Consider the following 25,055-nt stretch of genomic DNA (forward strand, 5'->3'; position numbering starts at 1 on the left):
TGGTCGGCGCGATCAATGTTCTAAGGGCGGGACACGCCCGGTTCGCCTGTGAAGTGAGCGGTGCAGCAATGCCGCCAGCAGCAGGAACCCACCGAAGCGACTCAGGTGCGGATCAATGCCGCGCTTGAGCGCCGTAGGAATCTCCGGCCTTCAGGCCGGGGAGGATGTCAACAATAACCCTGATCCGATTCCCTTATTCAAAGCTGCTCTCTCTGCAGGTCAAACCCTGTCTGGCGATATGTTTAATGCGCTTGGTGTGGCGGAAGAAAAAGCGCAAAAATGGCAGCAAGCGTTATCGTTTTATTGCCGCACAAAATTTAGCGGCAGGAACCAACTGGGCGCGTTTATTTGAACGGCAACAGCGTCCCACTGCTGGGGCAAAGGATTGGGAAAAAATCTTAGTGACTTATCGCCAACAAGCTGAAAATGGCGATGGCTCAGCGATGGTATATTTAGCTGACTTAATGGAGCGTGGTAGTACGGGGGTGCAAAATTTGGATATCGCCTTGTTGCTATATCAACGAGGGATTGATGCGCTTAATCAACCGAATGCAGATGGCGGCATGGCCGCAGTGATGTTAATTCTGTATGCCCAAGAAAGATTGACTGAACATCACAAAGCTGGACGGATTCACTTTAGTGGTGAACAGCGCAAACAATATTTAACGCTCAAAGAAGCTTTATCGTTTGATGCAAAATAACAAAAAAACAGCGCAACGTAACGCTGCGCTGTTTTTTTCTGAGATGGCTAAGGATTAGCCAAAATGGCGGCGGGCGTTGGCGAACATGCGGAACCATGCGCCATTTTCACTCCAATTGGATGGGTACCAACTGTTTTGCACACTGCGGAACACCCGTTCTGGGTGTGGCATCATGATGGTGAAACGACCATCGGCAGTCGTTACCGACGTAATCCCTTCTGGCGAACCGTTCGGGTTGCGTGGATAGACCTCTGTGGCTTGGCCTTGATGGTCGATATAACGCATCGCTACCTGTGCTTGCGCTTGTTGCTCGGCGCTGTTAAAGGTTGCACGACCCTCACCATGGCTGACGACCACCGGCAAGCGGCTACCGGCCATATCTTGGAAGAACAGCGACGGACTGTCGGCGACTTCCACCATCACAAATCGTGCCTCGAATTGCTCCGACACATTGCGCAAGAACTTCGGCCAATGCTCGGCACCTGGAATGATCTCTTTCAAATTCGACATCATCTGGCAACCGTTACACACACCAAGTGCTAACACATCAGGACGAGCAAAGAAGGTTTCAAACTCGGCACGCGCTTGTGGGTTAAACAAGATCGATTTTGCCCATCCTTCACCTGCACCTAACACATCACCATAACTGAAACCACCGCAGGCAGCCAAGGCTTGGAAATCTTGCAACGAGACACGCCCGGCAATGATGTCGCTCATATGAACGTCAACCGCTGCAAAACCGGCACGGTCAAAGGCCGCCGCCATCTCGATCTGACCATTGACCCCTTGCTCACGCAAGATCGCAATGCGCGGTTGTGCGCCAACATTGATGAAAGGTGCAGCAGGGTTGTCTTCTGGATTGAAAGACAACTCGGCGAACAAACCACGATCTTGTTTATCGCTCAACAGCAAGAATTCGCTTTCAGCACAAGCAGGGTTGTCGCGTAGGCGTTGGATGCGGTAGCTGGTTTCCGCCCACACTTGTTGCAACTCGGCACGCGATTCTGCAAACAACTGCAAATCACCACGCCGGAAGGTCAGCTTATCATCTTGGCTTGGGCTGCCTAAGACATACACTTCGCGAGATAAACCAGCTTGTTGCAAGCGTTCTAACACCTTGGCGGTATCGGCTTTTTTGACTTGTAAGACGGCGCCTAATTCTTCATTGAACAGCACGCGGATAACACGGGCATATTCTGCTGAGGCAGGATCGGCTTGGATAAAGTCATCATTGACCATTTGTGCTTGTTTACGGCCAATCACCAACTCATCGATATCAATATCGACACCACAATGACCGGCAAAGCTCATCTCGGCGAGGGTGGCGAACAAGCCGCCATCAGAACGGTCGTGATAAGCCAATAACAGCTGATCTGCCAGTAGGCTTTGTACCCCTTGCCATAGCGCAGCGAGCTGTTGTGGTTGGTCTAAATCGGGGGCTAAGCCATCGATTGACTTCCACACCTGACCCAAGGCTGATCCGCCCAACCGGCAACGACCATTGCCAAGATCAATCAATAACAAGTCGGTGTCACTGTCAGCCTGCAACTGTGGTGTGACGGTGCGGCGGACATCTTTCACCGAGGCAAAGGCTGATACGATCAAAGATAGCGGTGCGACAACCGATTTGGTTTCGTTCTCTTCTTGCCAGACGGTTTTCATCGACAGTGAATCTTTGCCGACTGGGATCGACAAGTGCAGTTGTTGTGCCAATTCAGACACTGCTTTCACCGTGTCGAATAATTTGGCATCTTCTGCACCATGACCTGCTGCCGCCATCCAGTTAGCGGACAGCTTCACTTCACCCAAATCACCGACATACGCCGCCGCTAAGTTGGTCACCGCTTCACCGATCGCCATCCGACCCGAGGCAGGAGCATCAATCAAGGCAACTGGGGTACGTTCGCCCATCGCCATCGCTTCACCTAAATAGGTGTTAAAGCCCATGGTAGTGATGGCAACATCTGCCACCGGCACTTGCCACGGCCCGACAAACTGATCTCGTGCGGTCATGCCACCCACGGTGCGGTCGCCGATGGTGATCAGGAAGTTTTTGCTGGCCACCGTCGGCAGGCGCAACACACGGTAAGCCGATTCGCGTAGGTCAAAACGCGAGGCATCAAAGACACTCGGTTGATGCGCTTGGCGGTTGGCTTGGCGTGTCATTTTAGGCGGTTTACCGAGCAATACTTCCAGTGGCATATCTACTGGGTTGTTGTCGAATAAGTCATCACGCACAACCAGTTGGCCGCTATCGTCAGTGACACCGAGGATGGCAAACGGGCAACGCTCACGTTCACACAAAGCACGGAAGGTATCGATGGCATCGGGTTTGACCGCCAAAACATAGCGTTCTTGCGATTCGTTACACCAAATTTGCATCGGGCTCATACCCGATTCTTCAATATGGATGTTACGCAAAGCGATAGTGGCACCGCGACCATTGCCATGCACAATTTCTGGCAGGGCATTAGACAAACCACCGGCGCCAACATCATGGATGGATAGCACAGGGTTATCACTGCCCAACTGCCAGCAACGGTCAATTACTTCCTGACAACGGCGTTCAATTTCTGGGTTGCCACGTTGAACCGAATCAAAATCCAGATTTTCGCTGTTGGCGCCGGTGTCCATTGACGAAGCGGCACCGCCACCCAAACCAATCAACAGGCCCGGCCCACCCAGTTGCACCACCAGTGCGCCAAGCGGAATTTCGGCTTTTTCAATTTGCTGTTCTTGGATATTGCCCAAGCCGCCTGCAATCATGATTGGCTTGTGGTAACCGCGCATTTGACCTTGGAATTCTTCCTCAAATGTACGGAAGTAGCCGGTCAGGTTGGGGCGACCAAATTCATTATTAAAGGCCGCACCACCAATTGGGCCCTCAATCATGATATCTAAGGCCGAGGCAATCCGCCCCGGTTTGCCGTATTCAGTTTGCTCGGCACTGTAATATTCCCACGGCTGTTTGAAGTGTGGAATATTCAAGTTCGATACGGTAAAGCCGGTTAAGCCTGCTTTGGGACGTGAACCACGGCCGGTGGCGCCTTCATCACGAATTTCACCCCCTGAACCGGTGGCAGCACCGGGGAACGGTGAAATAGCCGTTGGGTGATTGTGGGTTTCCACCTTCATAATGATATGGGTGGGTTCGTGATGATAACGATAGGCGGCGCTGTTTGGCTGAGGGTAGAAGCGGTCGATAGTCGCACCATCGATCACCGAGGAATTATCGGAATACGCCACGCGTGTGCCATGCGGCCACGCCTTGTGCGTATCGCGAATCATGCCAAACAGGCTCTTCGCTTGTGCTTCGCCATCGATAATAAAATCGGCATTGAAAATTTTATGGCGGCAATGTTCCGAGTTCGCTTGTGCGAACATCATCAGCTCAACATCGCTTGGATTGCGGCCTAAACGAGTGAAATTATCGAGCAGATAGTCGATTTCATCTTCAGACAAAGCCAAACCCATTTCGCGGTTGGCTTGTTCTAAACCGGCGCGACCGGCTTGTAAAATATCGACATGTGCCAGTGGCGCTGGCGCGATGTGGGTAAACAGGGCCTCTGCCGCACCGAGGTCGGTAACCACTTGCTCGGTCATGCGGTCATGCAGTAGCGCCACCAGTTGTTGCGTTGTCGCAGCATCAAGCGGCGTGTCAGTGTGAATCCAGAACGCGATACCGCGCTCGAGACGTTTCACTTTCTCTAAACCACACAGGCGAGCAATGTCGCTGGCTTTAGAAGACCACGGCGAAATGGTGCCCAAACGGGGTAGCACTAAAAATAATTGCGCATCGGCTGTTGGCGTGGCTAACGCAGGATAATCACCATAATCCAACACTTTTTCTAAGGTGGATTGTTCTTGCGCTGTTAGCGGTGCCGCAACTTCGGCAAAATGCCAAAATTCTGCGGCAAGCGTCAGCTCAGGTAAGTTAGCCTCACGGGCACTAGCCAGTAATTTTTCTAAACGAAAAGGGGAAAGGGCAGCGCGACCGCGCAGCTTCAGAATCGGGGACATGGCGAGACTCGCACACACGGATCGAAAAAAGGCGTTCATAATACCTGAAAACCCGCCACACTTCAGCCTTGGCTGAGGCCGGCTGTATCATTTATTGAGGAGTAGGTCATGAAAAAAATCGAAGCGATCATCAAACCATTCAAATTAGATGAGGTGCGTGAAGCCCTGTCTGCGTTGGGCGTCAATGGTTTAACCGTTACCGAGGTCAAAGGCTTTGGTCGGCAAAAAGGTCATACCGAGCTTTATCGCGGTGCAGAATATGTGGTGGATTTTCTGCCAAAGGTGAAAGTGGAAGTGGTGTTGTCGGATGATTTGGTTGACCGTGCGATTGAGGCTATCGTCAATGGCGCGCGCACTGGCAAAATTGGCGACGGTAAAATTTTTGTGTTCGATGTGGCGCAAGTGGTGCGGATTCGTACTGGTGAGATGGGCGAACAAGCCGTTTAAATTGCTATTGCACCAAAACGAAAAACGCGGGTTGTTCCCGCGTTTTTCTTTGCCAATGAAGTGGCGAGGTTGTCGACGTGTTAGGCCTTCAAGTTGATATTGCTGCCAATGTTGGGATTGTCGGGTTTTTTCGGTTCAGTTTCTTGTTGCGCTTGTACCTGAACTTGTTTGGCGACTTGTTCTTGGTTCTCCGCCGCCTTTTTCAAGGCAGGAGACGGCGCTGGATCGAGAACATTCATGGCTTGGGTTTGGGTATCGATGGTATTCATGCTGCACATCCCTTGGTTAACGGTGAAACGATAATGATCGGCCTCTGTTCCAGAATAGGGGCTTTAAGCCCGATCTTCTAGCCCCATATCGGCATCCTAGCTGTTTTTCTGATGTTTTATTTGCCAAGAAATGGATTTCGCCATGACTCAAGTTCGCCATCAACGCCTTCTTATCCTCGGCTCAGGCCCCGCTGGTTATACTGCTGCGGTGTATGCCGCCCGCGCTAACCTCAATCCGGTGATTATCACTGGCATGGCACAAGGCGGTCAGCTGATGACTACCACCGATGTCGATAACTGGCCGGCGGATGCGGATGGGGTGATGGGGCCAGAATTGATGGCACGATTTGAAAAACATGCTTTGCGTTTTGGCACTGAAATTATTTTCGACCATATCCATACCGCAAAACTAACCGAAAAGCCGATGCGCCTGATCGGTGACCAAGGGGAATACACCTGCGATGCCCTGATTATTGCTACCGGTGCCTCGGCACAGTATTTGGGCTTGCCATCGGAAGAAGCGTTCAAAGGCAAGGGCGTGTCGGCATGTGCGACATGTGATGGCTTCTTCTATAAGAAACAAAAAGTAGCCGTGATCGGTGGTGGTAACACCGCAGTGGAAGAGGCTTTATATCTGGCAAATATTGCTGACCATGTCACCGTGGTACACCGCCGTGACAAATTCCGTTGTGAAAAAATTCTGGCCGATAAATTGATGCAGAAAGTGGCCGAAGGCAAAGTCACCGTTGAATGGAACCACACCTTAGATGAAGTGTTAGGGGATGCCACCGGCGTGACTGGTGTGCGTTTGCGCTCGACAGCAGACGACAGCACCAAACAACTGGATTTGGCGGGGGTGTTTGTTGCGATTGGCCATAAACCCAACACTGATCTATTTGTCGATCAACTGACGATGGAAAATGGCTATATCGTGACCCACGGCGGTCATCAAGGCCAAGCCACCGCCACTAACTTACCCGGTGTTTTTGCCGCCGGCGATGTGCAAGATCATATCTATCGCCAAGCAATTACCTCGGCGGCCTCTGGTTGCCAAGCGGCATTAGACGCCGAACGCTATCTTGACGACCTGACCTCGGCATAATGGCCAAGCGCACAGTGGCTCATTCTCCGTTCAAAGCGGCGTTGCGCGCTGTGCGCTTTTCTCCGACACCGCCGCCAGTCCCACCACCACCGCCCGAGCCTGAGTTTCGACAGTTATTTGCTGATGTGGTGCCGTTGGCGGTTGAACCACGGGTGCAACACTCACCGCCGCGCCCATCTCCCCATCCCCGTCCACGTCCGTTTCATGCGTCCATTCCTGCGGCTCATGCTGACATGGCGCATGCGTTTGATTATTTCGATGCCGAAACAGTGCCACAGCACTTTTTGCGTGCTGGTATTCAACATCAGGTATTGCGTAAATTGCGCGCAGGGCATTGGCCGGTGGTGGCCGAGATTGACTTGCATGGTGCTAGTCGGCATCAGGCGGAAGAACGATTGCTGACCTTTTTGTTTTTGGCACAACAACGCGGTCAAGCGGTGCGAGTGATTCACGGTTTGGGGATGGGGTCAGCGGCTGGTGCGCCGGTATTAAAGCCGTTGGTGCGACAGTGGTTGTCGCAGCATCCAGAGGTGTTGGCGTTTTGTGAAGATGCCGGCGGCGGTGCGGTATTGGTTTTGCTCCGTCGCCGCCGACAAGGCGATTAAGACTGCGGGCGGCAAGGCAGCCAAATCGAATTTTCTAACGACATCGCCAACTCGCCATGTTGGTTGTGTACCACCCAACGCAGTTGAATGCTGCCAAATCCGGCCTTGGAGCGAGAGGCTTTTTTGCCCAAAATTTCCACGCTGGCTTGTAAGGTATCGCCTGGCCGAGTTGGGCGCGGCCAGCGTAATTGGTCAATCGACATTCCAATCAAACCACCGGCAACGCGATGAGCCAGCATATCGACAAATTGCCGCATCGCAACCAATGCCGTTTGCCAGCCACTGGCGGCTAAACCATCAAAAAACGTGGTTTTAGCGGCAATCGGATCGGTATGAAAGGGCTGTGGGTCATGTTGCTGTGCAAAGGCGATAATATCGGCTTCACTCAAGGTGGTGCGGGTGGGGCTGGTAAATACCATTCCTACTTCAAAATCTTCAAAATACAAAGTAGCCGGTAAGGTCTCTAATACACTCATTGTAAAAACAACTCCATTAGAAAAAGCGATCTAATAATTTACGGCTATGGCGATCAAGTTGATTGAGGTCGCGAATCAGAAATTGCACCCCGTGCCGGTCGCTAATCAGCAGATGATGGCGGCCAAGCCGGCGGATATCATCTTCGCTTTTTAAGGTTAATTCTGTGCTGCCACGGTCGGTTTCAATTTGCCATGTGCTAGGCGTGGCAAAGCTCGATACCGCCAACAGCCGCCGAATTTCCGGCATAAACTCACGTTGTGCCAACTCTTCTAATACCAAGCTGCGTAAGCGTGGCGGCAACATGGTCAGACGTTCAATCCAGATCAATTCATGGCCATCACTGCTAACTAAAGAAATGCCCTCGTCGGGCGCTTCAATCGGAAACGCCCGCACCGGTACCACACCGATATGCACTTGTTCATCATTGGTCGTCAAGACTAACTGACCAAAATCATTACGGTCTAACTCAAAATCGAGCGCGAGATAATCAGCAATCGAAGGATCGTGCATCATGATGACTTTCCTATGTTATTCGGTGGCGCCTTGTAAGCTGGCATGGGCTTCTTCATTTAATTTAGCTTGGGCTTGGTAGAGGCGGAAATAATGCCCTTGTTGGGCTAACAAAGTATCGTGTTGCCCCACTTCCACCACTTCGCCACGGTCTAACACCACAAGGCGATCTGCCTGCCGCAAGGTCGATAGGCGGTGGGCAATGGCGATGGTGGTACGGCCTTTCACCAAATTATCCAACGCCTTTTGAATTTCTTTCTCGGTCTCAGTATCCACCGAAGCGGTGGCTTCATCCAAAATCAGAATTTTCGGATTGATTAACAAGGCGCGTGCAATCGAAATCCGTTGTCTTTCACCGCCGGATAAAGCTTGCCCCCGCTCTCCCACCAGCGAGTCATAGCCCTGTGGCAAGCGCAAAATAAAGTCATGGGCGTGGGCGGCGCGGGCGGCAGCGACAATTTCTGCCCGAGTTGCATTCGGTTTACCGTAGGCAATATTTTCAGCAATGGTGCCGAAAAATAAGAACGGCTCTTGTAACACTAAACCAATTTGGCCGCGATATTGCGCTATCGGCAACTGGCGAATATCAATTCCGTCTAGTTTGATGCAGCCTTCTGAGACATCGTAGAAACGACACATCAAATTCACCAACGTGCTTTTGCCTGACCCGCTGTGGCCCACCAAGCCGATCATTTCTCCGGGTTGGATGCTAAGGTTGATGTCACGCAAGATGGTGCGGTTGCCATAGCGGAAACCTAATTGTTTGACCTCGATTTGACCTTTCACCTCGGCCAGTTGTTGCGGCTGGCTGGCTTCTGGCACGCTGGAGACATGGTCGAGAATGTCAAAAATCCGTTTGGCACCGGCGGCGGCTTTTTGTGTGACCGACACAATGCGGCTCATCGAGTCCAAGCGCAGATAAAAGCGGCTGATATAGGCCAAGAAAGCGGTCAAGACCCCGACGGTGATTTGATTTTGTGAGACTTGCCAAATGCCAAATCCCCACACAATCAACAAGCCAATTTCAGTTAATAAGGTCACCGTTGGCGTAAATAACGACCACACGCGGTTGACCTTGTCATTCACCATCAGATTGTATTGGTTTGCATCGCGGAAGCGTCCGGTTTCGCGTTCTTCTTGGGCAAAGGCCTTGACCACGCGAATCCCGGGGATGGTATCAGCGAGCACATTGGTCACTTGTGACCAGATGCGATCGACTTTTTCAAAGCCGGTACGCAAACGGTCGCGCACGACATGAATCATCCACGCGATTAACGGCAGGGGTAGCAAAGTCACCAACGCCAACCACGGATTGATCGAGAATAAAATCACCGCTGTCATGGTAATCATCAAGACATCGGTGGCAAAGTCCAACAGATGTAAAGACAAAAAAACGTTGATACGGTCGGTTTCCGAGCCGATGCGCGCCATCAAATCGCCGGTTCGCTTGGCGCTGAAATATTCTAACGACAGCTTTAATAGATGTTCATAGGTTTCAGTGCGTAAATCGGCCCCGATACGCTCACTGACCAAAGCTAAAATATAGGTTCGAGCCCAGCCTAAGCCCCACGCCAACAAGGCCGCACCCAATAAACCACCCAAATACAACATCACAGTGTAAGGATCAATCGGCACACCGTTTTGGAACGGGATTAACACATTATCCATCAGTGGCATGGTGAGATAAGGCGGTACCAAGGTGGCAGCGGTGGACGCTAACGTCAACAGAAAGCCGAGCAATAGCTGGCCTTGATATGGTCGGGCGAAGCGCCACAGCCGTAGCAAAGTCCATGTCGAAGGCGGTGTCAGTTCGGGGTTGTCACATTGTGGGCAGCTGTCTTCGCCTTCGGGCAATTCAGCATGGCAACTATCACAATAGTGTTTGCCATCATCAAGATGGGTTTGATGTTGCAATTGTTCGAATTGGTCAACCAAACGCCGGACTGCCTCATCACGGCCCAGTCGATAGCGCCAATAGGTCAAGCGCTCTTGCGCCGTACCCAATTCGAGCAAGCCGACCCCCGCATGATCCGAGCGTACCAAGCGCAGGCCCTCATGGAGTGGCCAGACTTGCCATTCTGCTTGTCCTGCCACCTGACTGAATAAGCGTTGGTTAGTTAATATCAATTCACTGCTGACAAAATGTAAGTCAGTGGTTAAATCCATTTCTAACCGGACAATCACTTTTTCGCCTGAATTGAATAAGGCAGTGATATCCGAGCTTTTAACTAGCTCTGCCGTTGTTATTTTCATCGTTATTTTACCTATAACACGGATTCTGCACAGAAAATGTTACCGCACACGCTCGCGCAAAGCGATTAACAGACCGTTTTTTCTTTTCAATCGATTACTTTGCATTACATTCTGTTACAAAAGGCGATTTGCACCATGTTGCACCGCATCGAATATGTAACAATTTGTGTAAAAACTACGCTCAACACAAAGAAATCTTGTAAAAACAATGGCTTGTGTAAAAAGTGTCTGTTTTGGTAACAAACAGCGCGCAGTTTAATTGCTGGCGCGCAAAGTGTATAGTGCCAGCCAAATCAACGCGCTTGTACAACGGCTGTTAATGCAAAAAAACATATTGTTAAAACAAGCGTATTTAAGCGATGCAAAAAGCCATAGCAAAATGGTAAAACACTATGAATAAGAAATACATTGAATTTCTGAACATTATTTCGCTGCGCGGTCCCAATATTTGGACATATCGTCCCGTATTAGAAGCATGGGTTGATATTGGCGATTTAGAGGATTGTCCTTCGAATACCATTCCCGGTTTATACGAGCGTTTATCCACTTGGTTGCCGGGGTTGATTGAACACCGTTGTAGCTATGGTGAACGCGGTGGTTTTTTGCGTCGTGTGCAAGAGGGCACATGGCCCGGTCATATCTTGGAGCACATCACGCTTGAGCTTCAAACCTTAGCCGGTTTCCCCGGTGGTTTTGGTAAAGCCAGAGAAACCCCAATTCGCGGCGTTTACAAAGTCGTCGTGCGGGCATGGCACGAACCGCTGACCCGCCGCGCCTTGTACTTTGCTCGTGATCTGCTGATGGCAGCGATTGAAGATCGAAGCTTCGATCTGGCCGATGCAGTGGAAACCCTGCGCGATTTGGCGGATGACGAGTGTTTGGGGCCAAGCACCGCTTGCATTGTTGATGCTGCGGATGATCGGGATATTCCTTATATCCGTCTTAATGACGCCAATTTAGTCCAATTAGGCTATGGCAAAGCCCAGCGCCGTATTTGGACAGCAGAAAGTGACGGCACCAGTGCCATCGCCGAAGGCATTTCGCGTGATAAAGACCTGACCAAAGCGTTGTTACAAGCTTGCGGTGTACCCGTACCCGAGGGGCGTTTAGTCGAAAGCGCGGCGGATGCGTGGGATGCTGCGCAGGATATTGGCTTACCGGTGGTCGTAAAACCCTACGACGGCAATCATGGGCGTGGCGTGTTTACCTGCTTGATGACTCAGGCAGAAGTCGAAGCAGCCTACGCTATTGCGGTCGAAGAAGGTAGCGGCGTGATTGTCGAGCGTTTTGTGTTGGGTAATGAACACCGCTTATTGGTGGTCGGTAAAAAAGTGGTTGCCGCTGCACGCGGTGAAGCCGCATGGGTGGTGGGTGATGGGGTGTCGAGTGTCGATGCCCTGATCGACAGCCAACTCAACAGCGACCCTCGGCGCGGCAGCAGCGAAGAACATCCCTTAAATCGTGTCCGTCTTGATTCTGCGGCACGGTTAGAACTGAAACGGCAAGGCCTTGTCGATGGCGAGTCGATTCCTGCGCTGGGACAGTCGGTGTTGATTCAACGCAATGGCAACGTTGCTTTTGATTGCACCGATGAAGTGCATCCCGAAGTGGCGGCGGTGGTGGCGTTGGCGGCACGGGTGGTTGGGCTGGATATTGCCGGTGTTGATTTGGTGGCGGAAGACATTTCGCGGCCTCTGGCTGAACAAGGTGGGGCGATTGTCGAAGTCAACGCTGGCCCTGGCTTGTTAATGCACTTAAAACCGGCGGCGGGTCAACCGCGCCCCGTCGGTCGTGCCATTGTCGATCATTTGTTTGCCGAAGGCGAACAAGGTCGTGTTCCGGTGATTGGTGTGATGGGCTCGCAGCACAGCAGCGAAGCGGCTGCACTCACTGCCGCTTTATTGCAAGACAGCCCGAAAAAAGTGGTCGGTTTGGCTGGCGCGAATGGCTTGTATCTCAACCAACGTTGTTTGGCGAGTGGCGACCAACGGCAATGGCAAGCAGGACAACGCTTGTTGATTAACCGCGCTGTTGAGGTGGCGGTGATTGAGCACACTGCCGAGGGCTTGTTGAGTGAAGGCTTTTCTTATGATCGTTGTCATATTGGGGTGTTGACCGACATTGATGTCAATGCGCATCTGGGGCCGTTTTATATCGACAGCCCAGAAAAAGTCTCTTCTATCTTCCGGTGTCAGATTGATGTGGTGCTGGCCAGTGGTGCGGCAGTGTTAAACGCTGATGATGCGCTGGTGGCGGAGATGGCCCGTTTGTCTGATGGGGCGGTGTCGTTCTTTACTCAACAGCCGTTGTCCCCCGCCTTAATCGCCCATGTCGCCGCAGGGGGACGGGTATTGCAACAACAGCAAAACACCTTGGTATTCCACGACGGTCAGCAGTCGCAATCGCTGGCCCTCTCTCAGTCGTTCTCAACCGCCCAGCTCGCGGCCTTAACCACCGCTTGGGCGATGAATGTTTCACCGGCAAGCTTGCTTGAGCGGGTGGCTGCTTTGCCAACTTGGTCTGTCTCTTACTCCGTATAAAAGGACTCGTTTGTTATGGAACTCTCTCGTCTGCGTGCCCTGCGGGGACCAAATCTGTGGAGCCGCCACACCGCCATCGAAGCGATTGTGTCGTGTGCCCCCAATGAATGTGATGTGGCGTTGTTGGCAAACTTTGAAACAAACCTGCGGCAAGTGCTCCCCAGTTTGGGACAGTTGGCAACAGAAGGGCAAACCTTGCCAGTGTCGCTGGCGCAAGTATTAGAACGCGTGGCGTTCTATTTGCAAGCCGCCGCCGGTTCGCCGATTCGCTTTAGTAAGACCACGCAGACGGTAGAGATTGGTGTCTATCAGGTGGTGGTGCAATACACCCAAGAACAAGTCGGGCGGTTGGCATTTGAGTATGCCGAGCAATTGATTGCCGCTGTGTTAGCACAGCAATCGTTTGATGTGGCTGCCGCTATCGCCAAATTGCATGAATTAGATGAAGACCTGCGCTTAGGGCCAAGCACCGGCTCGATTGTGGATGCGGCCCAAGCCCGTCACATTCCCTTCCGCCGTTTAACCGATGGCAGCTTGGTGACATTGGGTTGGGGTAAATTACAACGTCGCATTCAAGCTGCTGAATTGGATTGCACCAGCGCGGTGGCAGAATCGATTGCCCAAGACAAAGATTTGACCAAATCCTTACTCCACGCCGCCGGTATCCCTGTGCCGCAAGGCCATTCGGTCACTGATGCTGCCGCAGGTTGGCAAGCGGCGTTGGAAATTGGTTTACCGGTGGTGGTGAAGCCGCGTGATGGCAACCAAGGTAAAGGCGTCGCGGTCAATATCGACAATCATGACCACTTCCTGCGTGCTTATGCCGCAGCAGAGGCGATCAGTGATGAAGTGATTGTGGAGCGCTATTTGCCGGGTCAGGATTACCGTTTATTGGTGGTGGGTGACAAATTGATTGCCGCTGCTCGTCGTGAACCGCCGTTGGTGATCGGCGATGGTGTGCATACCATCCGCCAGTTAGTCGATCAGGTTAACGCCGACCCACGCCGTGGTGAAGGCCACGCCACTTCTTTGACCAAAATTCGTTTTGACGACATCGCACTGGCGCGGTTGCAGGCACAAGGTTTTGGTGCCGATTCCATTCCGGCCGCAGGGCAAAGAGTGGTGTTGCGCAACAATGCTAATTTGTCCACCGGTGGCACTGCCACCGATGTTACCGATCAAGTTCATCCCGAATTAGCAGCGCGGGCGATTGAAGCCGCACAGATGGTCGGCTTGGATATTTGTGGTGTGGACATTGTGTGTGAAGCGATTGACCGCCCATTAGAAGATCAAGGCGGCGGTATTGTCGAAGTCAACGCCGCCCCCGGTTTGCGGATGCACCTCGAACCCTCGTTTGGTCAGGGGCGCGCAGTGGGCGAAGCCATCATCAACGAATTATTCCCGAATCAGAGCAATGGCCGCATTCCTGTTGTGGCGGTAGCTGGCACCAACGGCAAAACCACCACGGTACGGTTGACCTCGCATTTGCTGAAAATGCACGGTGATTGCGTTGGGATGACCACCACAGATGGCGTGTATATCGGTGAGCAGCGAATTGATACCGGCGATTGCGCCGGCCCACGCAGTGCGCGCAATGTGTTGTTGCATCCGGATGTGGATGCGGCAGTGTTGGAAACCGCACGGGGTGGGGTGTTGCGTGAAGGGCTGGCATTTGATGAATGCGATGTGGCTATCGTGACCAATATTGGTTTAGGCGATCATCTCGGTTTGTCGTATATCAGCACAGTTGAAGATTTAGCTGTGGTGAAGCGGGTGATTGTGCAAAACGTCGCCCCAACCGGCATGGCGGTGTTGAATGCAGCTGATCCGATTGTGGCGAATATGGCGGATAACTGCCCAGGTCAGGTCACCTTCTTTGCCTCAGAAGCCTCTCACCCCGTTTTGCAAGCGCATCGTGCCGCCGGTAAACGGGTGGTGTTTGTTGAAGACGGGCAAATTGTGTTAGCCGAGGGTGAACAAGTGGTGCAACGCTTTGCCCTTGCCGATATTCCCTTAACCGGCCAAGGCTTGTTGGGTTTCCAAGTAGAAAATACGATGGCGGCCTTGGGTGCGGCTTGGGCATTAGGACGCGATTGGGATGAAGTTCGCCGTGGTTTGGCATCATTTACCAGCGATGCCGACACCGCCCCAGGGCGTTTTAATGTGTTCAGTTATGCTGAAGCTACGGTGATTGCCGATTACGGCCACAACCCCGATGCGATTAACGCGCTGACGCAAGCGATTGCGACTATGCCCGCACAGCGGCGGATGGTGGTGATCAGTGGGGCGGGGGATCGCCGTGATGAGGATTTACGTCAACAAACCCGTATTTTAGGTGATGCGTTTGATACGGTGGTGTTGTATCAGGATGCTTGCCAGCGTGGCCGTGCCGACGGTGAGGTGATTTCCTTGTTGCGTGAGGGTTTGGCTGATGCAACTCGGACTCGTGATGTGCAGGAGGTGCGAGGTGAATTTGTGGCGATTGATCATGCGCTGGGGCAGCTGCAGGCGGGTGATTTGTGTTTGATTTTGATTGATCAGGTGGAAGAGGCGCTGGCGCATATTAAGCAGCGTGTTGCCGAAGCCAAACGCCCAACGCCAGCATTGGCTTAAAGATTAGGGCGCACTACGCTGCGCTTGTTGGATAGAAAAAGAGCGAGCCAGTGGGGTCGCTCTTTTTTTATGAGGAAAGTAAATGAACGTGAACAAACAAAATTCGGACACTACTTGGATTGGTCCAGTTTCGTAGGGTGGATAAGCATATCGCATCCACCAAATCACTACCAAATGCAATGTAGGTGACCTGCTAAAACCACAATGGATTTAATTACAAAGGGTTTTTCAAGCAATGTTTGATAGTTGCTCATCTTTGAGATTAGGCATGTGTTGGTTGGTGGATGCGCTACGCTTATCCACCCTACGCCAGCTGAAAAATCATTCGCCAGCGTAAAACTGGCGGAAAAAATTGATAAGAGCGAGCCAGTGGGTTCGCTATTTTTCTATGAGGAAGTCGATTTTTCAAGAAATTAGCACATTCGCCATACCATCCAACCGGCCCTTTACTTGTTCCCAGTTAGGCATGACTTGTCCCATCAACCGATAGAAGCGTTCACTGTGGTTGTGTTCGGCTAGGTGGCATAGCTCGTGTAGGATGACGTAATCAATGCAATCTCTTGGTGCTTTCACTAAGTGGGGGTTGAGTGTCAGTCGTCCTGCTGGCGAGCAGCTGCCCCATTGGGTTTGCATGGTCAGCACTCGCAGTGGTGGCTTTTCAGTGACCCATAGGGCTTGTTCCAGCATGGCCTCTAATCGTCGAGCAAAGACTTCCTTGGCGCGGGTTTTGTACCAGTCGGCAAGCAGCGCGTTGATTTTCTCTGCTGATTTTTCCCGTATTGTCACGTCGATCTTTCCGCGCAGTAGTTTCACTGAGGGTTTCTCATTCGGGTTTTCGATCACTTTCAGAACATACTGTTTGCCAAGGTAATAGTGGCTTTCACCGCTGATGTATTGCCGTGGCCGTACGTGTTCCAGACGAGACCGGAACTCGCGTAGTTGCTGATAAATCCAGCGCGCACGCTGTTTGGCTGCCGCGATCACTTGCTCATCACTGGCTGTTTCAGGCGCGTTGATTTGCACTCGGCAATCTGGCAAAACCTTGATCAGGATTTTGCCACTGCCCTCTGGGCGCGGTAGTCGCTCAAAACGAATCTGCTCGTCAGAATAGTTAAACGACAGCATCGTTTTGCTCGGCTTCGGTTTGATGGTGATGTTCACCTTATACCTCAGCTGCATTCAAACCAACGCGGGTAATCTGCACCACCCATTCCACCATCGCCTTAGCCTGATCCATGCCAGCGCCAATGGATTTACACTCTTTGAATAAGCGTGGCAGCAATTGCTTGCGTATATTGGCCTCGATGTTTTGTGGATTGATCGAATGCTCACCAACCACTTGCTCAACCAGTTGGTCGATGTCAAAAGCCAACGCCACCCATTTGCTCAGCACCTGCGCATCGCTGATAGCAAATACCTCGGGCAGTGACTTTTTAAAGATGCCGAAATAGGCCTGCGCATGATGGTTACCATTAAATGCGTCTGGTAATTCATCCAGTTGGCGATTCTGCACGTTCTGTTCAAACTCGTGGAACAACAGGTATTGCTTGAGCGGGTGATCGAACAGTTTTTCTGCTTCGGCAATCGCTTCGCGTAGCAACTTGGAAAAGGCTTCCTGTGCATACGGATCATCGCGCAATTCCTGCTCAATCATTCTGGCTATGCGGGTTTTGATGATGTCGGTTTCGTTGCGGGTTTTCTCTTCGGACCAATCCTCCGGCTTAGGTTTGCTGCCCATCTTGCCGACTTCATAGGTGCCGCTCGGTTCACGTACGTCAACGCCGACGACGTGCTTATCTAGCAACTTTTTCACCTGAACGGCATAGTCGTCGTAGTTGATGGTTTCGCCAGAATCCTGCTTCACCAACTGGCGCAAGCTGGAGAACTGCTTCACCGTTTCTTTGTAATGTTGGCGGTCATTATCGCTAAAGCTGGTGTCTTCAAAGAAAGTAGCTGATTGCAGCGCCACTTTCAGACAGCTAGAAAACTCGCTCAACGCCTCGTAGAAGTCATCCCGTACTTTCTGGTTGACGTCCACCCCCTCCCAGTCTTCTCCTTGGCAGGGGGTGGTGCCACTTGCTCCCTCCCCTGACAAGGGGCGGGCTGGGGTGGGGTATGTCATTTTCGGGATCAGCACTTGGCGCAGTTGTTCGATGTCATTTTTGTTTTTGACGCTATCAAAAATCGCCCATAACTGTTTGTATAGGTGTGGCAGCCGTTTATATTCGGTGCTCATCGGATTGTATAAACCGGCGATATCGTTGATGTCGTAGCCACCCTGCGTGCGTGAGGCCAAGTCCTGATACTTGGCAATGGTGGTATCGAGTTCAGCCAAAATACCGCGATAGTCGATCAGCAAACCAAATTTTTTTAGCGGATGCAGTCGGTTAACGCGAGCAATGGCCTGAATCAGGTTGTGCTCTTTCAGTGGCTTGTCGATATACAGCACGGTGTTTTTCGGCTCATCAAAGCCTGTCAGCAGTTTATCTACGACAATCAGCAGCTTCAGCGATTCATCTTTGTCGAAACGCTCAATCACCTGTTTGGTATAGACTTGCTCGTCTTGCGAGCCGACATTCTTTTTCCACCACTGCGTGACCTCAGGCATCGAAGATTCATCAATCTCGGCATTGCCCTCGCGGGTGTCCGGTGCGCTAATCACCACAGCCGACTCAAACAATCCTGCTTCATCGAGGTATTTCTTGTATTTGATGGCCGATGCTTTGCTATCGCAGGCGAGTTGGCCTTTCAGCCCTGCGGTGATGTTTTTATCAAAATGCTCTGCAATATCGCGGGCAATCAGCTGGATGCGGTCTTCGGCGCGATACAGTTCACCGCGTTTGGCGTATTTGCGCTTTAGGTCGGCTTTCTGCTCGTCGGTCAGGTTGGTGGTAATGCGGGTAAAGCCTGCATCAATCGCTCTGTCGTTAATATCCAGATCGGGGATGCGCTCTTCGTACAGCAGTGGGGTAACGGCTTCATCTTCCACTGCACGCTGCATGGTGTAGGCGTGGACAATCGGGCCAAATTTGTTGGTGGTCTTGTCGTCTTTCAACAGCGGTGTGCCGGTAAAGGCCACGAAGGCGGCATTGGGCATCGCCTGCCTCATGCGGATATTACTCTCGCCACCCTGACTGCGGTGGCCTTCATCAATCAGCACAATGATGTTAGGGCTGGTGTTCACACATTCTGGCAGCTTGATTGCCGTATTGAATTTTTGAATCAGTGAGAAAATGATGCGTTCGGTTCCCTTGCCGATCTGCTCGGCCAGCCGCTTGCCGGAAGTCGCCAGCGCGGCTTCCTTGTCTTTCTTGCCGGCTAATTCGCCGCCAGAAGCAAAGGTTTTGGCAAGCTGACTTTCCAGATCTACGCGGTCGGTTACTACCACAATGCGGCATTGCTTCAGCGACTCATGCAAGATCAGCGCCTTGCTCAGGAATACCATCGTGAATGACTTACCAGAACCGGTGGTATGCCAGATCACACCATCCCGCGACCCCACCCCAACCCTCCCCTGCGAAGGAGAAGGTCGGGGTGGAGTCAGGGTTAGCCGTTCAATCAACCGTTTAATGCCGAATACCTGCTGATAACGTGCAACGATCTTGCCGACTTTTTTATCGTACAGCGTGAAATACCGCACCATTTCAATTAGACGGGTAGGTTTGAGCAAGCTAATCAGCAATTTATCCTGCCCCGTTACTGCCAGCTCGCCACCGCCCAGCAGCGATTGAAACCAAGCCAAATCTTTGGCTGGGCGATGATTGAATAGGGTATTGGTCTGGAGTTGGCTTAGCGGTTTGTTTTTGATCGCAACCATCTCGGCATCAGAGATATCCTCCTCGCGCCATGCTGCGAAAAACTTTGCTGGCGTGCCGCAAGTACCATAGCGGCCATCGGTGCCATTGATAGACAAAATCAGTTGAGCATAGGCAAACAGGCGCGGGATTTCATCGTGGCGCTGATTGCGTAGCGATTGTGAAATGCCCTCGGCAATGGTCGGGCCTTTTTTGGCATTGCCATCTGGCCGCTTGGCCTCGATCACCACCAGCGGAATACCATTCACAAAACACACAATGTCAGGGCGACGGCTATCAATGCCGCCTGTGCGCGTGACGCTGTATTCCTCGGTAAACAGAAAGCTGTTGTTTTCTGGCGTTTCCCAGTCAATCAGCGCAATGGTCGGGTTGGCTTTTTTACCTTCTACAAACTCGGTCACCGAAATGCCGTACAGCAGGTGATTGTAGAGTTTTTCATTGGCTGCGGCTAATCCTTCATTGAGCGCAGGGCTGCACACCTCGGCGATTAATTTATCAACCGCTTTATCTGACAAAGCCTGCTCAAGCCCCTCGAAGCGAAAACGGCGGGTTTGTAAAACCTGCCGCAGTTCATCACGCAACACTACTTCATCTTGTTTACCACCGCGCTTGGCTAAAGCCTGATCGGGCGGCAGGAAAGTCCAGCCGAGGTTACACAGCAGGGTCAGTGCCGGAATTTTGGCGCTGTATTCTTCTTGGAATTTTGGGGTGTGATTCATACAGTAATTTCCTGCTCTGCCAGCCATGCGTGACCAGCAGCGGTAGTAATGTAGGCTTGCTGTGGGTGGTTAATCACTTCAGGGTAGCTGTATTGCAACCACCCTTGCTGTTCACGTAGCAGGCTTAGATGCTGACTTTTGAGAGCTGTTACCTGTCGATTGCCAAGCCGAACCGCCAGTTCTTCTGCGGTATGGGATCGAATAGCGCACAGCCAGACAATCACGGGCCATAGCTTTTCACGGCGCGGTTTTTGGCCAAGATTAGCTATTGCACTTAGCAGTTCTGGCGGCAGCTCACTTGTATTTACCTCGAGGTCACTCGTATTTACCCCGAGGTCACTCGTATTTACCCCGAGGTCACTCGTATTTGCGCCGCTAAACAGGGGCATTTCCGGCAGATTACGCAATTGGTAGTAGGTGGCCGAGCTGGCGCCACCTTGCACCAATAGCTCACGTTGATGATGCAATTTACGCAGCACTTGGCTGGCTGATAGCGTATCAAGCCCTGTAATGGCTCGTAGGCTGGCGTTATCAACTGCGCCGGTTTCTCGTGTCAGAATCAGCGCCTTGGCTTCGTCATCATTTAGCTGCATGATTTTTTGCTCTCCAAATCATAGAAAATGAGGCACTGCGAGACTCTGGCTTAGCGTTGGGAGTTTTGATCTTTACTGTCATTGGAAAAGGAAAATCTACCCCTAGCAATAAGGCTTCACCTTGCCCTAAAACTGGCAGGAAGGATGCTGAACGTTGATCTATCGAGCCCACGGCTTTCTTTACGATTTCCTGATCTTTTTCATTGGTTAAACGATGGACAATCAATGTTCCGATCTGACTCAGCACATCTTCAGGGATATCACGTGGACGCTGGGTGGCAATTACAACATTCAAACCATATTTACGCCCCTCTTTGGCGATATTGCCAAACGCATCTAGTTCAAATCTAGATGTTTCATCTCCGAGTCTTTTATTTAAAAACTGATGGGATTCATCAATAAATACAAGTAGTGGGTTTTTATGATGGATCTTTGAGTGTCGAGCAAGTGACAGGAGTTTTCTGCCAATTGCATTGACAAGAATTTCTCTGGCATTAGCTTCAAAGGGAATCGCCGATAAATCTAACCGAAGGATCTTTGCTCCGGAGTCTATGCAAAACTCCTCAAGTAAAGTTGGTATCTGTTGCAACAAAGGATCACAATCAATCATCCACTTTAAGTTAGGGTTAGTAGACATTGCCTTAATTCTAGAAATTAAATTAAGGCAATATCCAACATCATTTTCAGCTATATCCGCCCACTTTGAATCATCTTTGACATTTGGCTTAACGCACTCCTCAATAATTTGCTCTGCCAATTTAGCAAAAGACCATTTTGCCTCTGAGAGCCTTGTAGCCGTAGTTACAATTGCTTGATCGAAACTTGATTTACTACTGTTTTTCTTTATAAGTAAACCATTTACAATTTTTAAACTACTCAAATCCATATCTTTATCTAGCGAAACTATTTTTAGGCTTTTAATAGCTTCATCTAATTTTGGAGCTTGACTCTGTGCTGAAGGTCTAAGCAATGCACGAATATCTGTATCCGTGAACATCCAATGCGGATAGGTCACCTTTTGACCATCTTTCACATTTGAATTCTCGCCTACGTAATAACTTTCACAGGGTAAACTTGCATATTCACCTGTTGCATCAAGCAGCAAAATTTTCCCACCATGTTGATACACGTTCTCTATGAGATTAGCCATGGTGTAGCTTTTACCTCCACCAGTAGAACCTAAAATGGCGCAATGTCTTGAGAATAGTTTTTCTGGTGTGATTCCAATATTGACAGAAGAATTATGAGGCATTTCTGCTATAGGTAACTGTAGGTCATGCGTGCTAGTATTTAGTACACCTTCTGCCAACATTGAAACCAACTTTGGGTGAGCTGCATAAACTTGAGTCCCCAACCGAGGATATTGCTTGACCCCGCGATGATTAAAGCCCGTTTCAACGTCAACACTTACCAATAGTTGCACGATCCCAATTGGGTTGTTGTTGGGATGGTTATCCTCTAAGCCCTCAACACTGAGTCGCTCACCGTTCTCTAGCCAAACTTTAACGACCCGAGCGAGAATAGAAAGCTGTCCACAGTCGATGAATACAAATTCATTAACTTCACCCACTGGAAGCCGAGTACCTAGAATCCAAGTCTGCTCGCCAGAACCCGCCTTGGTTAGATTAATTTTGGCCTCTGTCGCAGAAACATCCACTAGGCTGCCAATTCTGCGATTACTGTCATGCGGAGAAAACCAACCTTTGCTCATGGTGTACCCCCTCTCTGAATGACCAGCTTATCAAAGGCTTTGAGCAACTCTTCTTCTGGAGTTGATTTGTGTCGATTTGGTAAAAGGTCAGCAAACACATCAAAGGTGCAATCGGTAATAGCAATTCTTGAATCACCTCTTGTGATTGCGGTCATAAATTGAGATCGAATTGCTGAATTGAATGAACCACTTGTGTTAAATGGATCTTTGGTTGCAGCCATAACCATCAATTCAGGGTTGGTGCGTAGCGCCATAGTGATTGCATTGTTGATATGCTTATCATTGAAGCCGAACCCAACACAGAGTAGTGCTGTTTTTGGCTTTTGTAGTGCATCTAAAAACGCAGCCATCATGTCCAGATAGGGAAAATCGTAGGAGCTTTGATATTTGGAGCTGCTAGGATAAATGAATACTGGTTCCCCTTCATTAGTATTCAATGCGCTGCGTTTTTGAACACCTTGGTTAGTCCTGATCCAATCCACAGAACCGTGAATTTTGTATAGATGAAGGATATTTGGCAGGTACACGCCACCTTTTTCCGAAGCTTGGCTTCTATTCACGATGTCATAGTGAAACCATGCGGGATTAAAGCGAGATGGATTTGAAAATTCAAAGCCATCAATAACAATCATGCCCGTGTTTGAGGCCGCAGTTTCAAACGCCAGATCATAGTTGGTCGTAAATAATTTCAGTCGTTTCTGCTTTGGTGATCTGCGCCCTAAGACACTGACAAAATTTTCGTGAGCAGCCCACGCACTAGGTGCAACACGATCTACAAAATTGGTATGCTTCAAAATAGCAGCTTTCGCTGCTTTCAAAAAAGCTTCGACACTTCCCTGATTTACTGATGATAAACACTTCAGAGAAAGGTAGGAGTCGCACAATGAGAGCAGTAATTCAATGTCATTTTTTTGCTCTCCATCCTCCCATTTCTCTGCAACATCAGAGTATTTAACAGCCTTCAAGACTTTATCAAATCGGGCAGGGTCTAACTCTTTGCAGATACGCCATAGATCGCCCATGCTTGGAGCAATATTTTGTTCTCCATCCTGATTAAAAGTTAGCGAAGTACCTGAACCTGCCAGAACGATTAAATTTTCAGCATCGACCAGCTGATTGATAAACTTGTACAAAGGCACCAACTTATCATTATTAAAATGATTATTATTATTCTCCAGTTCAATCCTAATTGGAGTCCCTTGACCATCAACTTGTTTGGAGTTTGCAGAGTAAAAAGAAACTGTTGTCATCTTTCAGATTTCCTTAGATTTGCACGCGGAGCTTGCCAGTTAATAATTGCTGCATCAGGGCCTTTTTCTCTTGCTTCAAGGCATCCAGCTTTTGTTGCAGGGCTGTGATTTCCTGATCAGCAGAAGAAAGCACGGCAGCGATTTTTTGTTGTTCTGCTATCGGAGGAAGTTTGAATGGAAATCCACACAATGAATCAAATCCAACAGAATCACGAACAGAGCCTTGTGTGCTACCTGATATGCGTTGTTTTGCTTCATTGGAGCCCATCCAGTTCATGAAGTAATCACTATTAAGAAGCTGTTCATTCACAGTAAAAACAACATACATTGGGCTTAGCAAACCTTCTTCATAACTATCTAAACGCGCAAATGAGCCTACATTAAGCCTCGATGGGTTGTAGCCATACTGTCCCTTTTTAACAACTTTATAGTTGCTTACATCATCACTGGCGACACGTTTTGAAAATTGATCTTCTGGCAAAACGAAACCACTATGGTTGGTTACACTAAGAACTCGATCTATTGAATTATCTTTATTTCGGGTCTTAACCTCGCGTAAAACACTCTTTAAGCGGATATCCTTCCACTCCACACTAAACTTAATCCCATTCTTATCCAGCAGGCGTTTTTTGCCGGTGAGCAGTTGTTGCATCAGGGCTTTTTTCTGTTGGCGGGCGAGGTCGATCAGGCGCTCGGTGGTGGTGATGGCCTTATCCCAAGTCGAGAGAATTTGGGCGATTTTTTTTTGTTCTAAATACACGGGTACTTTAACCGGAAAGGAACGGATCCTTTCAGTTTCTAACCGACCTGTTCCATGCCCAGCAGTACTTACCAATTGTCGGATTTCGTCCTTGTGTGCCACTAGCAGATAAGAAAGAAAAAGCCCATCAACGTCTTCATTTGGGATCAATGCTTTAATATCTTGATTAAATGCCACAGGCCTAGTAGCAAAACCTACAGGAAAGTCTTTTAGAAGAGTCATTCCCCGAACTAAAATAAGACTAGAGCCTATTGGAGCAACATTTGTCGATTCAAAGCCGGCTTTTGTTAGGGTATCGATACTTGAAGCCAAATAATGCTGCTTCAGGTCTTTTCCAGAAATCCAAGGATAACTACCTCCCCAATAATCTGTATTCATCTTGCTTGGAGTTCCGCCAGACTTGAATGTCGCTAATTTTCCAACCTCTGTTGTAGTCCATCCTTCAGGTAACATAAAAACTCCTTTAATTGATATTTTGATTGCCCCCACCCAGCCTCCCCCTAAATAGGGGGAGGGGAAATGTGGGACTAATTAAACATTGCAGCTAATTGTTCTGCCAATTAACCCCCTCCCCTAAAATTAGGGGAGGGCTGGGGTGGGGTCAATAACTAAAAAATTAACCCCAACTGCCCTATGTCAAAACCAGAAAAAACATCGAGGTTAAATCAAA

Annotated in this window: 17 protein-coding genes; 6 read left to right on the top strand and 11 right to left on the bottom strand. The window is 50.1% G+C overall.

The window, feature by feature from the left end; genetic code table 11:
* The first annotated feature begins 245 nt into the window (after positions 1–245).
* A complete protein-coding gene (locus tag G465_RS0108720) occupies positions 246–701 on the top strand; it encodes a hypothetical protein (protein WP_022654090.1) in 456 nt (151 codons plus the stop codon).
* A 54-nt stretch (positions 702–755) separates the two neighbouring features.
* Here the strand turns inward: G465_RS0108720 and purL are convergent, their stop codons facing one another.
* Positions 756–4,721, bottom strand: coding sequence for a phosphoribosylformylglycinamidine synthase (gene purL / locus G465_RS0108725; protein ID WP_022654091.1), 3,966 nt, complete (start codon positions 4,719–4,721; stop codon positions 756–758).
* A gap of 108 nt (positions 4,722–4,829) precedes the next feature.
* Here purL and G465_RS0108730 point away from each other — a divergent pair, with 108 nt between their 5' ends.
* A complete protein-coding gene (locus tag G465_RS0108730) occupies positions 4,830–5,168 on the top strand; it encodes a P-II family nitrogen regulator (RefSeq protein WP_022654092.1) in 339 nt (112 codons plus the stop codon).
* A gap of 80 nt (positions 5,169–5,248) precedes the next feature.
* On the opposite strand, the gene G465_RS0108735 is transcribed toward G465_RS0108730, so the two are convergent.
* On the bottom strand, positions 5,249–5,437 hold the full coding sequence (locus G465_RS0108735) for a hypothetical protein (protein ID WP_022654093.1): 189 nt from the start codon (positions 5,435–5,437) through the stop codon (positions 5,249–5,251).
* Positions 5,438–5,579: 142 nt separating this feature from the next.
* On the opposite strand from G465_RS0108735, the gene trxB reads away from it, so the two are divergent.
* Together trxB and G465_RS14175 are read left to right on the top strand one after the other, a co-directional pair.
* Positions 5,580–6,539 (top strand): thioredoxin-disulfide reductase, encoded by a 960-nt coding sequence (gene trxB / locus G465_RS0108740; protein ID WP_022654094.1) that lies wholly within the window; start codon positions 5,580–5,582, stop codon positions 6,537–6,539.
* A gap of 14 nt (positions 6,540–6,553) precedes the next feature.
* Positions 6,554–7,144 (top strand): Smr/MutS family protein, encoded by a 591-nt coding sequence (locus tag G465_RS14175; protein WP_211213737.1) that lies wholly within the window; start codon positions 6,554–6,556, stop codon positions 7,142–7,144.
* Here G465_RS14175 and G465_RS0108750 read toward each other — a convergent pair.
* Genes G465_RS0108750 through G465_RS14180 form a run of 3 tightly spaced genes read right to left on the bottom strand, consistent with a single transcriptional unit; the run spans position 7,141 to position 10,384 of the window.
* Positions 7,141–7,620: a MaoC family dehydratase gene (locus tag G465_RS0108750; RefSeq protein ID WP_022654096.1), complete on the bottom strand. Its 480-nt coding sequence runs from the start codon at positions 7,618–7,620 to the stop codon at positions 7,141–7,143. The genes G465_RS14175 and G465_RS0108750 overlap by 4 nt on opposite strands.
* A gap of 16 nt (positions 7,621–7,636) precedes the next feature.
* Positions 7,637–8,134, bottom strand: a complete 498-nt coding sequence (locus G465_RS0108755; RefSeq protein ID WP_022654097.1) for a cyanophycin metabolism-associated DUF1854 family protein — start codon at positions 8,132–8,134, stop codon at positions 7,637–7,639.
* Positions 8,135–8,149: 15 nt separating this feature from the next.
* A complete protein-coding gene (locus G465_RS14180) occupies positions 8,150–10,384 on the bottom strand; it encodes a cyanophycin metabolism-associated ABC transporter (protein ID WP_022654098.1) in 2,235 nt (744 codons plus the stop codon).
* A gap of 392 nt (positions 10,385–10,776) precedes the next feature.
* On the opposite strand from G465_RS14180, the gene G465_RS14185 reads away from it, so the two are divergent.
* Together G465_RS14185 and cphA are read left to right on the top strand one after the other, a co-directional pair.
* Positions 10,777–12,924: a cyanophycin synthetase gene (locus G465_RS14185; RefSeq protein WP_022654100.1), complete on the top strand. Its 2,148-nt coding sequence runs from the start codon at positions 10,777–10,779 to the stop codon at positions 12,922–12,924.
* 15 nt (positions 12,925–12,939) lie between these two features.
* On the top strand, positions 12,940–15,537 hold the full coding sequence (gene cphA / locus G465_RS0108775) for a cyanophycin synthetase (RefSeq protein ID WP_022654101.1): 2,598 nt from the start codon (positions 12,940–12,942) through the stop codon (positions 15,535–15,537).
* A gap of 405 nt (positions 15,538–15,942) precedes the next feature.
* On the opposite strand, the gene G465_RS0108780 is transcribed toward cphA, so the two are convergent.
* Genes G465_RS0108780 through G465_RS15480 form a run of 6 tightly spaced genes read right to left on the bottom strand, consistent with a single transcriptional unit; the run spans position 15,943 to position 24,838 of the window.
* Complete coding sequence (locus tag G465_RS0108780) at positions 15,943–16,698, bottom strand: M48 family metallopeptidase (protein ID WP_211213739.1); 756 nt, start codon at positions 16,696–16,698, stop codon at positions 15,943–15,945.
* Position 16,699: 1 nt separating this feature from the next.
* Positions 16,700–20,071 carry a type I restriction endonuclease subunit R gene (locus G465_RS0108785; protein ID WP_022654103.1) on the bottom strand — a complete coding sequence of 1,124 codons (3,372 nt, stop codon included), beginning with the start codon at positions 20,069–20,071 and terminating at the stop codon, positions 16,700–16,702.
* A complete protein-coding gene (locus tag G465_RS0108790) occupies positions 20,068–20,664 on the bottom strand; it encodes a hypothetical protein (RefSeq protein WP_022654104.1) in 597 nt (198 codons plus the stop codon). The genes G465_RS0108785 and G465_RS0108790 overlap by 4 nt, the downstream gene beginning before the upstream one ends.
* Positions 20,651–22,375 carry an ATP-binding protein gene (locus tag G465_RS0108795; protein WP_022654105.1) on the bottom strand — a complete coding sequence of 575 codons (1,725 nt, stop codon included), beginning with the start codon at positions 22,373–22,375 and terminating at the stop codon, positions 20,651–20,653. The genes G465_RS0108790 and G465_RS0108795 overlap by 14 nt, the downstream gene beginning before the upstream one ends.
* Positions 22,372–23,625 carry an SIR2 family protein gene (locus G465_RS0108800; RefSeq protein ID WP_022654106.1) on the bottom strand — a complete coding sequence of 418 codons (1,254 nt, stop codon included), beginning with the start codon at positions 23,623–23,625 and terminating at the stop codon, positions 22,372–22,374. The genes G465_RS0108795 and G465_RS0108800 overlap by 4 nt, the downstream gene beginning before the upstream one ends.
* Positions 23,626–23,638: 13 nt before the next feature.
* Positions 23,639–24,838, bottom strand: a complete 1,200-nt coding sequence (locus G465_RS15480) for a restriction endonuclease subunit S (protein WP_081642745.1) — start codon at positions 24,836–24,838, stop codon at positions 23,639–23,641.
* Between the last annotated feature and the right edge of the window lie 217 nt (positions 24,839–25,055).

It is taken from the genome of Aquaspirillum serpens DSM 68 (assembly GCF_000420525.1).
In the GTDB taxonomy this organism is placed as follows: Bacteria; Pseudomonadota; Gammaproteobacteria; order Burkholderiales; family Aquaspirillaceae; genus Aquaspirillum; species Aquaspirillum serpens.

Bases quoted from the DNA above. Each gene is read 5' to 3' on its own strand.
- G465_RS0108735 (WP_022654093.1), bottom strand. From the start codon at position 5,437: ATGAATACCATCGATACCCAAACCCAAGCCATGAATGTTCTCGATCCA.
- G465_RS15480 (WP_081642745.1), bottom strand. From the start codon at position 24,838: ATGTTACCTGAAGGATGGACTACAACAGAGGTTGGAAAATTAGCGACA.
- G465_RS0108755 (WP_022654097.1), bottom strand. From the start codon at position 8,134: ATGATGCACGATCCTTCGATTGCTGATTATCTCGCGCTCGATTTTGAG.
- G465_RS0108730 (WP_022654092.1), top strand. From the start codon at position 4,830: ATGAAAAAAATCGAAGCGATCATCAAACCATTCAAATTAGATGAGGTG.
- G465_RS0108800 (WP_022654106.1), bottom strand. From the start codon at position 23,625: ATGACAACAGTTTCTTTTTACTCTGCAAACTCCAAACAAGTTGATGGT.
- G465_RS0108720 (WP_022654090.1), top strand. From the start codon at position 246: ATGCGCTTGGTGTGGCGGAAGAAAAAGCGCAAAAATGGCAGCAAGCGT.
- trxB (WP_022654094.1), top strand. From the start codon at position 5,580: ATGACTCAAGTTCGCCATCAACGCCTTCTTATCCTCGGCTCAGGCCCC.
- cphA (WP_022654101.1), top strand. From the start codon at position 12,940: ATGGAACTCTCTCGTCTGCGTGCCCTGCGGGGACCAAATCTGTGGAGC.
- G465_RS0108795 (WP_022654105.1), bottom strand. From the start codon at position 22,375: ATGAGCAAAGGTTGGTTTTCTCCGCATGACAGTAATCGCAGAATTGGC.
- G465_RS14185 (WP_022654100.1), top strand. From the start codon at position 10,777: ATGAATAAGAAATACATTGAATTTCTGAACATTATTTCGCTGCGCGGT.
- G465_RS0108790 (WP_022654104.1), bottom strand. From the start codon at position 20,664: ATGCAGCTAAATGATGACGAAGCCAAGGCGCTGATTCTGACACGAGAA.
- purL (WP_022654091.1), bottom strand. From the start codon at position 4,721: ATGTCCCCGATTCTGAAGCTGCGCGGTCGCGCTGCCCTTTCCCCTTTT.
- G465_RS0108785 (WP_022654103.1), bottom strand. From the start codon at position 20,071: ATGAATCACACCCCAAAATTCCAAGAAGAATACAGCGCCAAAATTCCG.
- G465_RS0108750 (WP_022654096.1), bottom strand. From the start codon at position 7,620: ATGAGTGTATTAGAGACCTTACCGGCTACTTTGTATTTTGAAGATTTT.
- G465_RS14180 (WP_022654098.1), bottom strand. From the start codon at position 10,384: ATGAAAATAACAACGGCAGAGCTAGTTAAAAGCTCGGATATCACTGCC.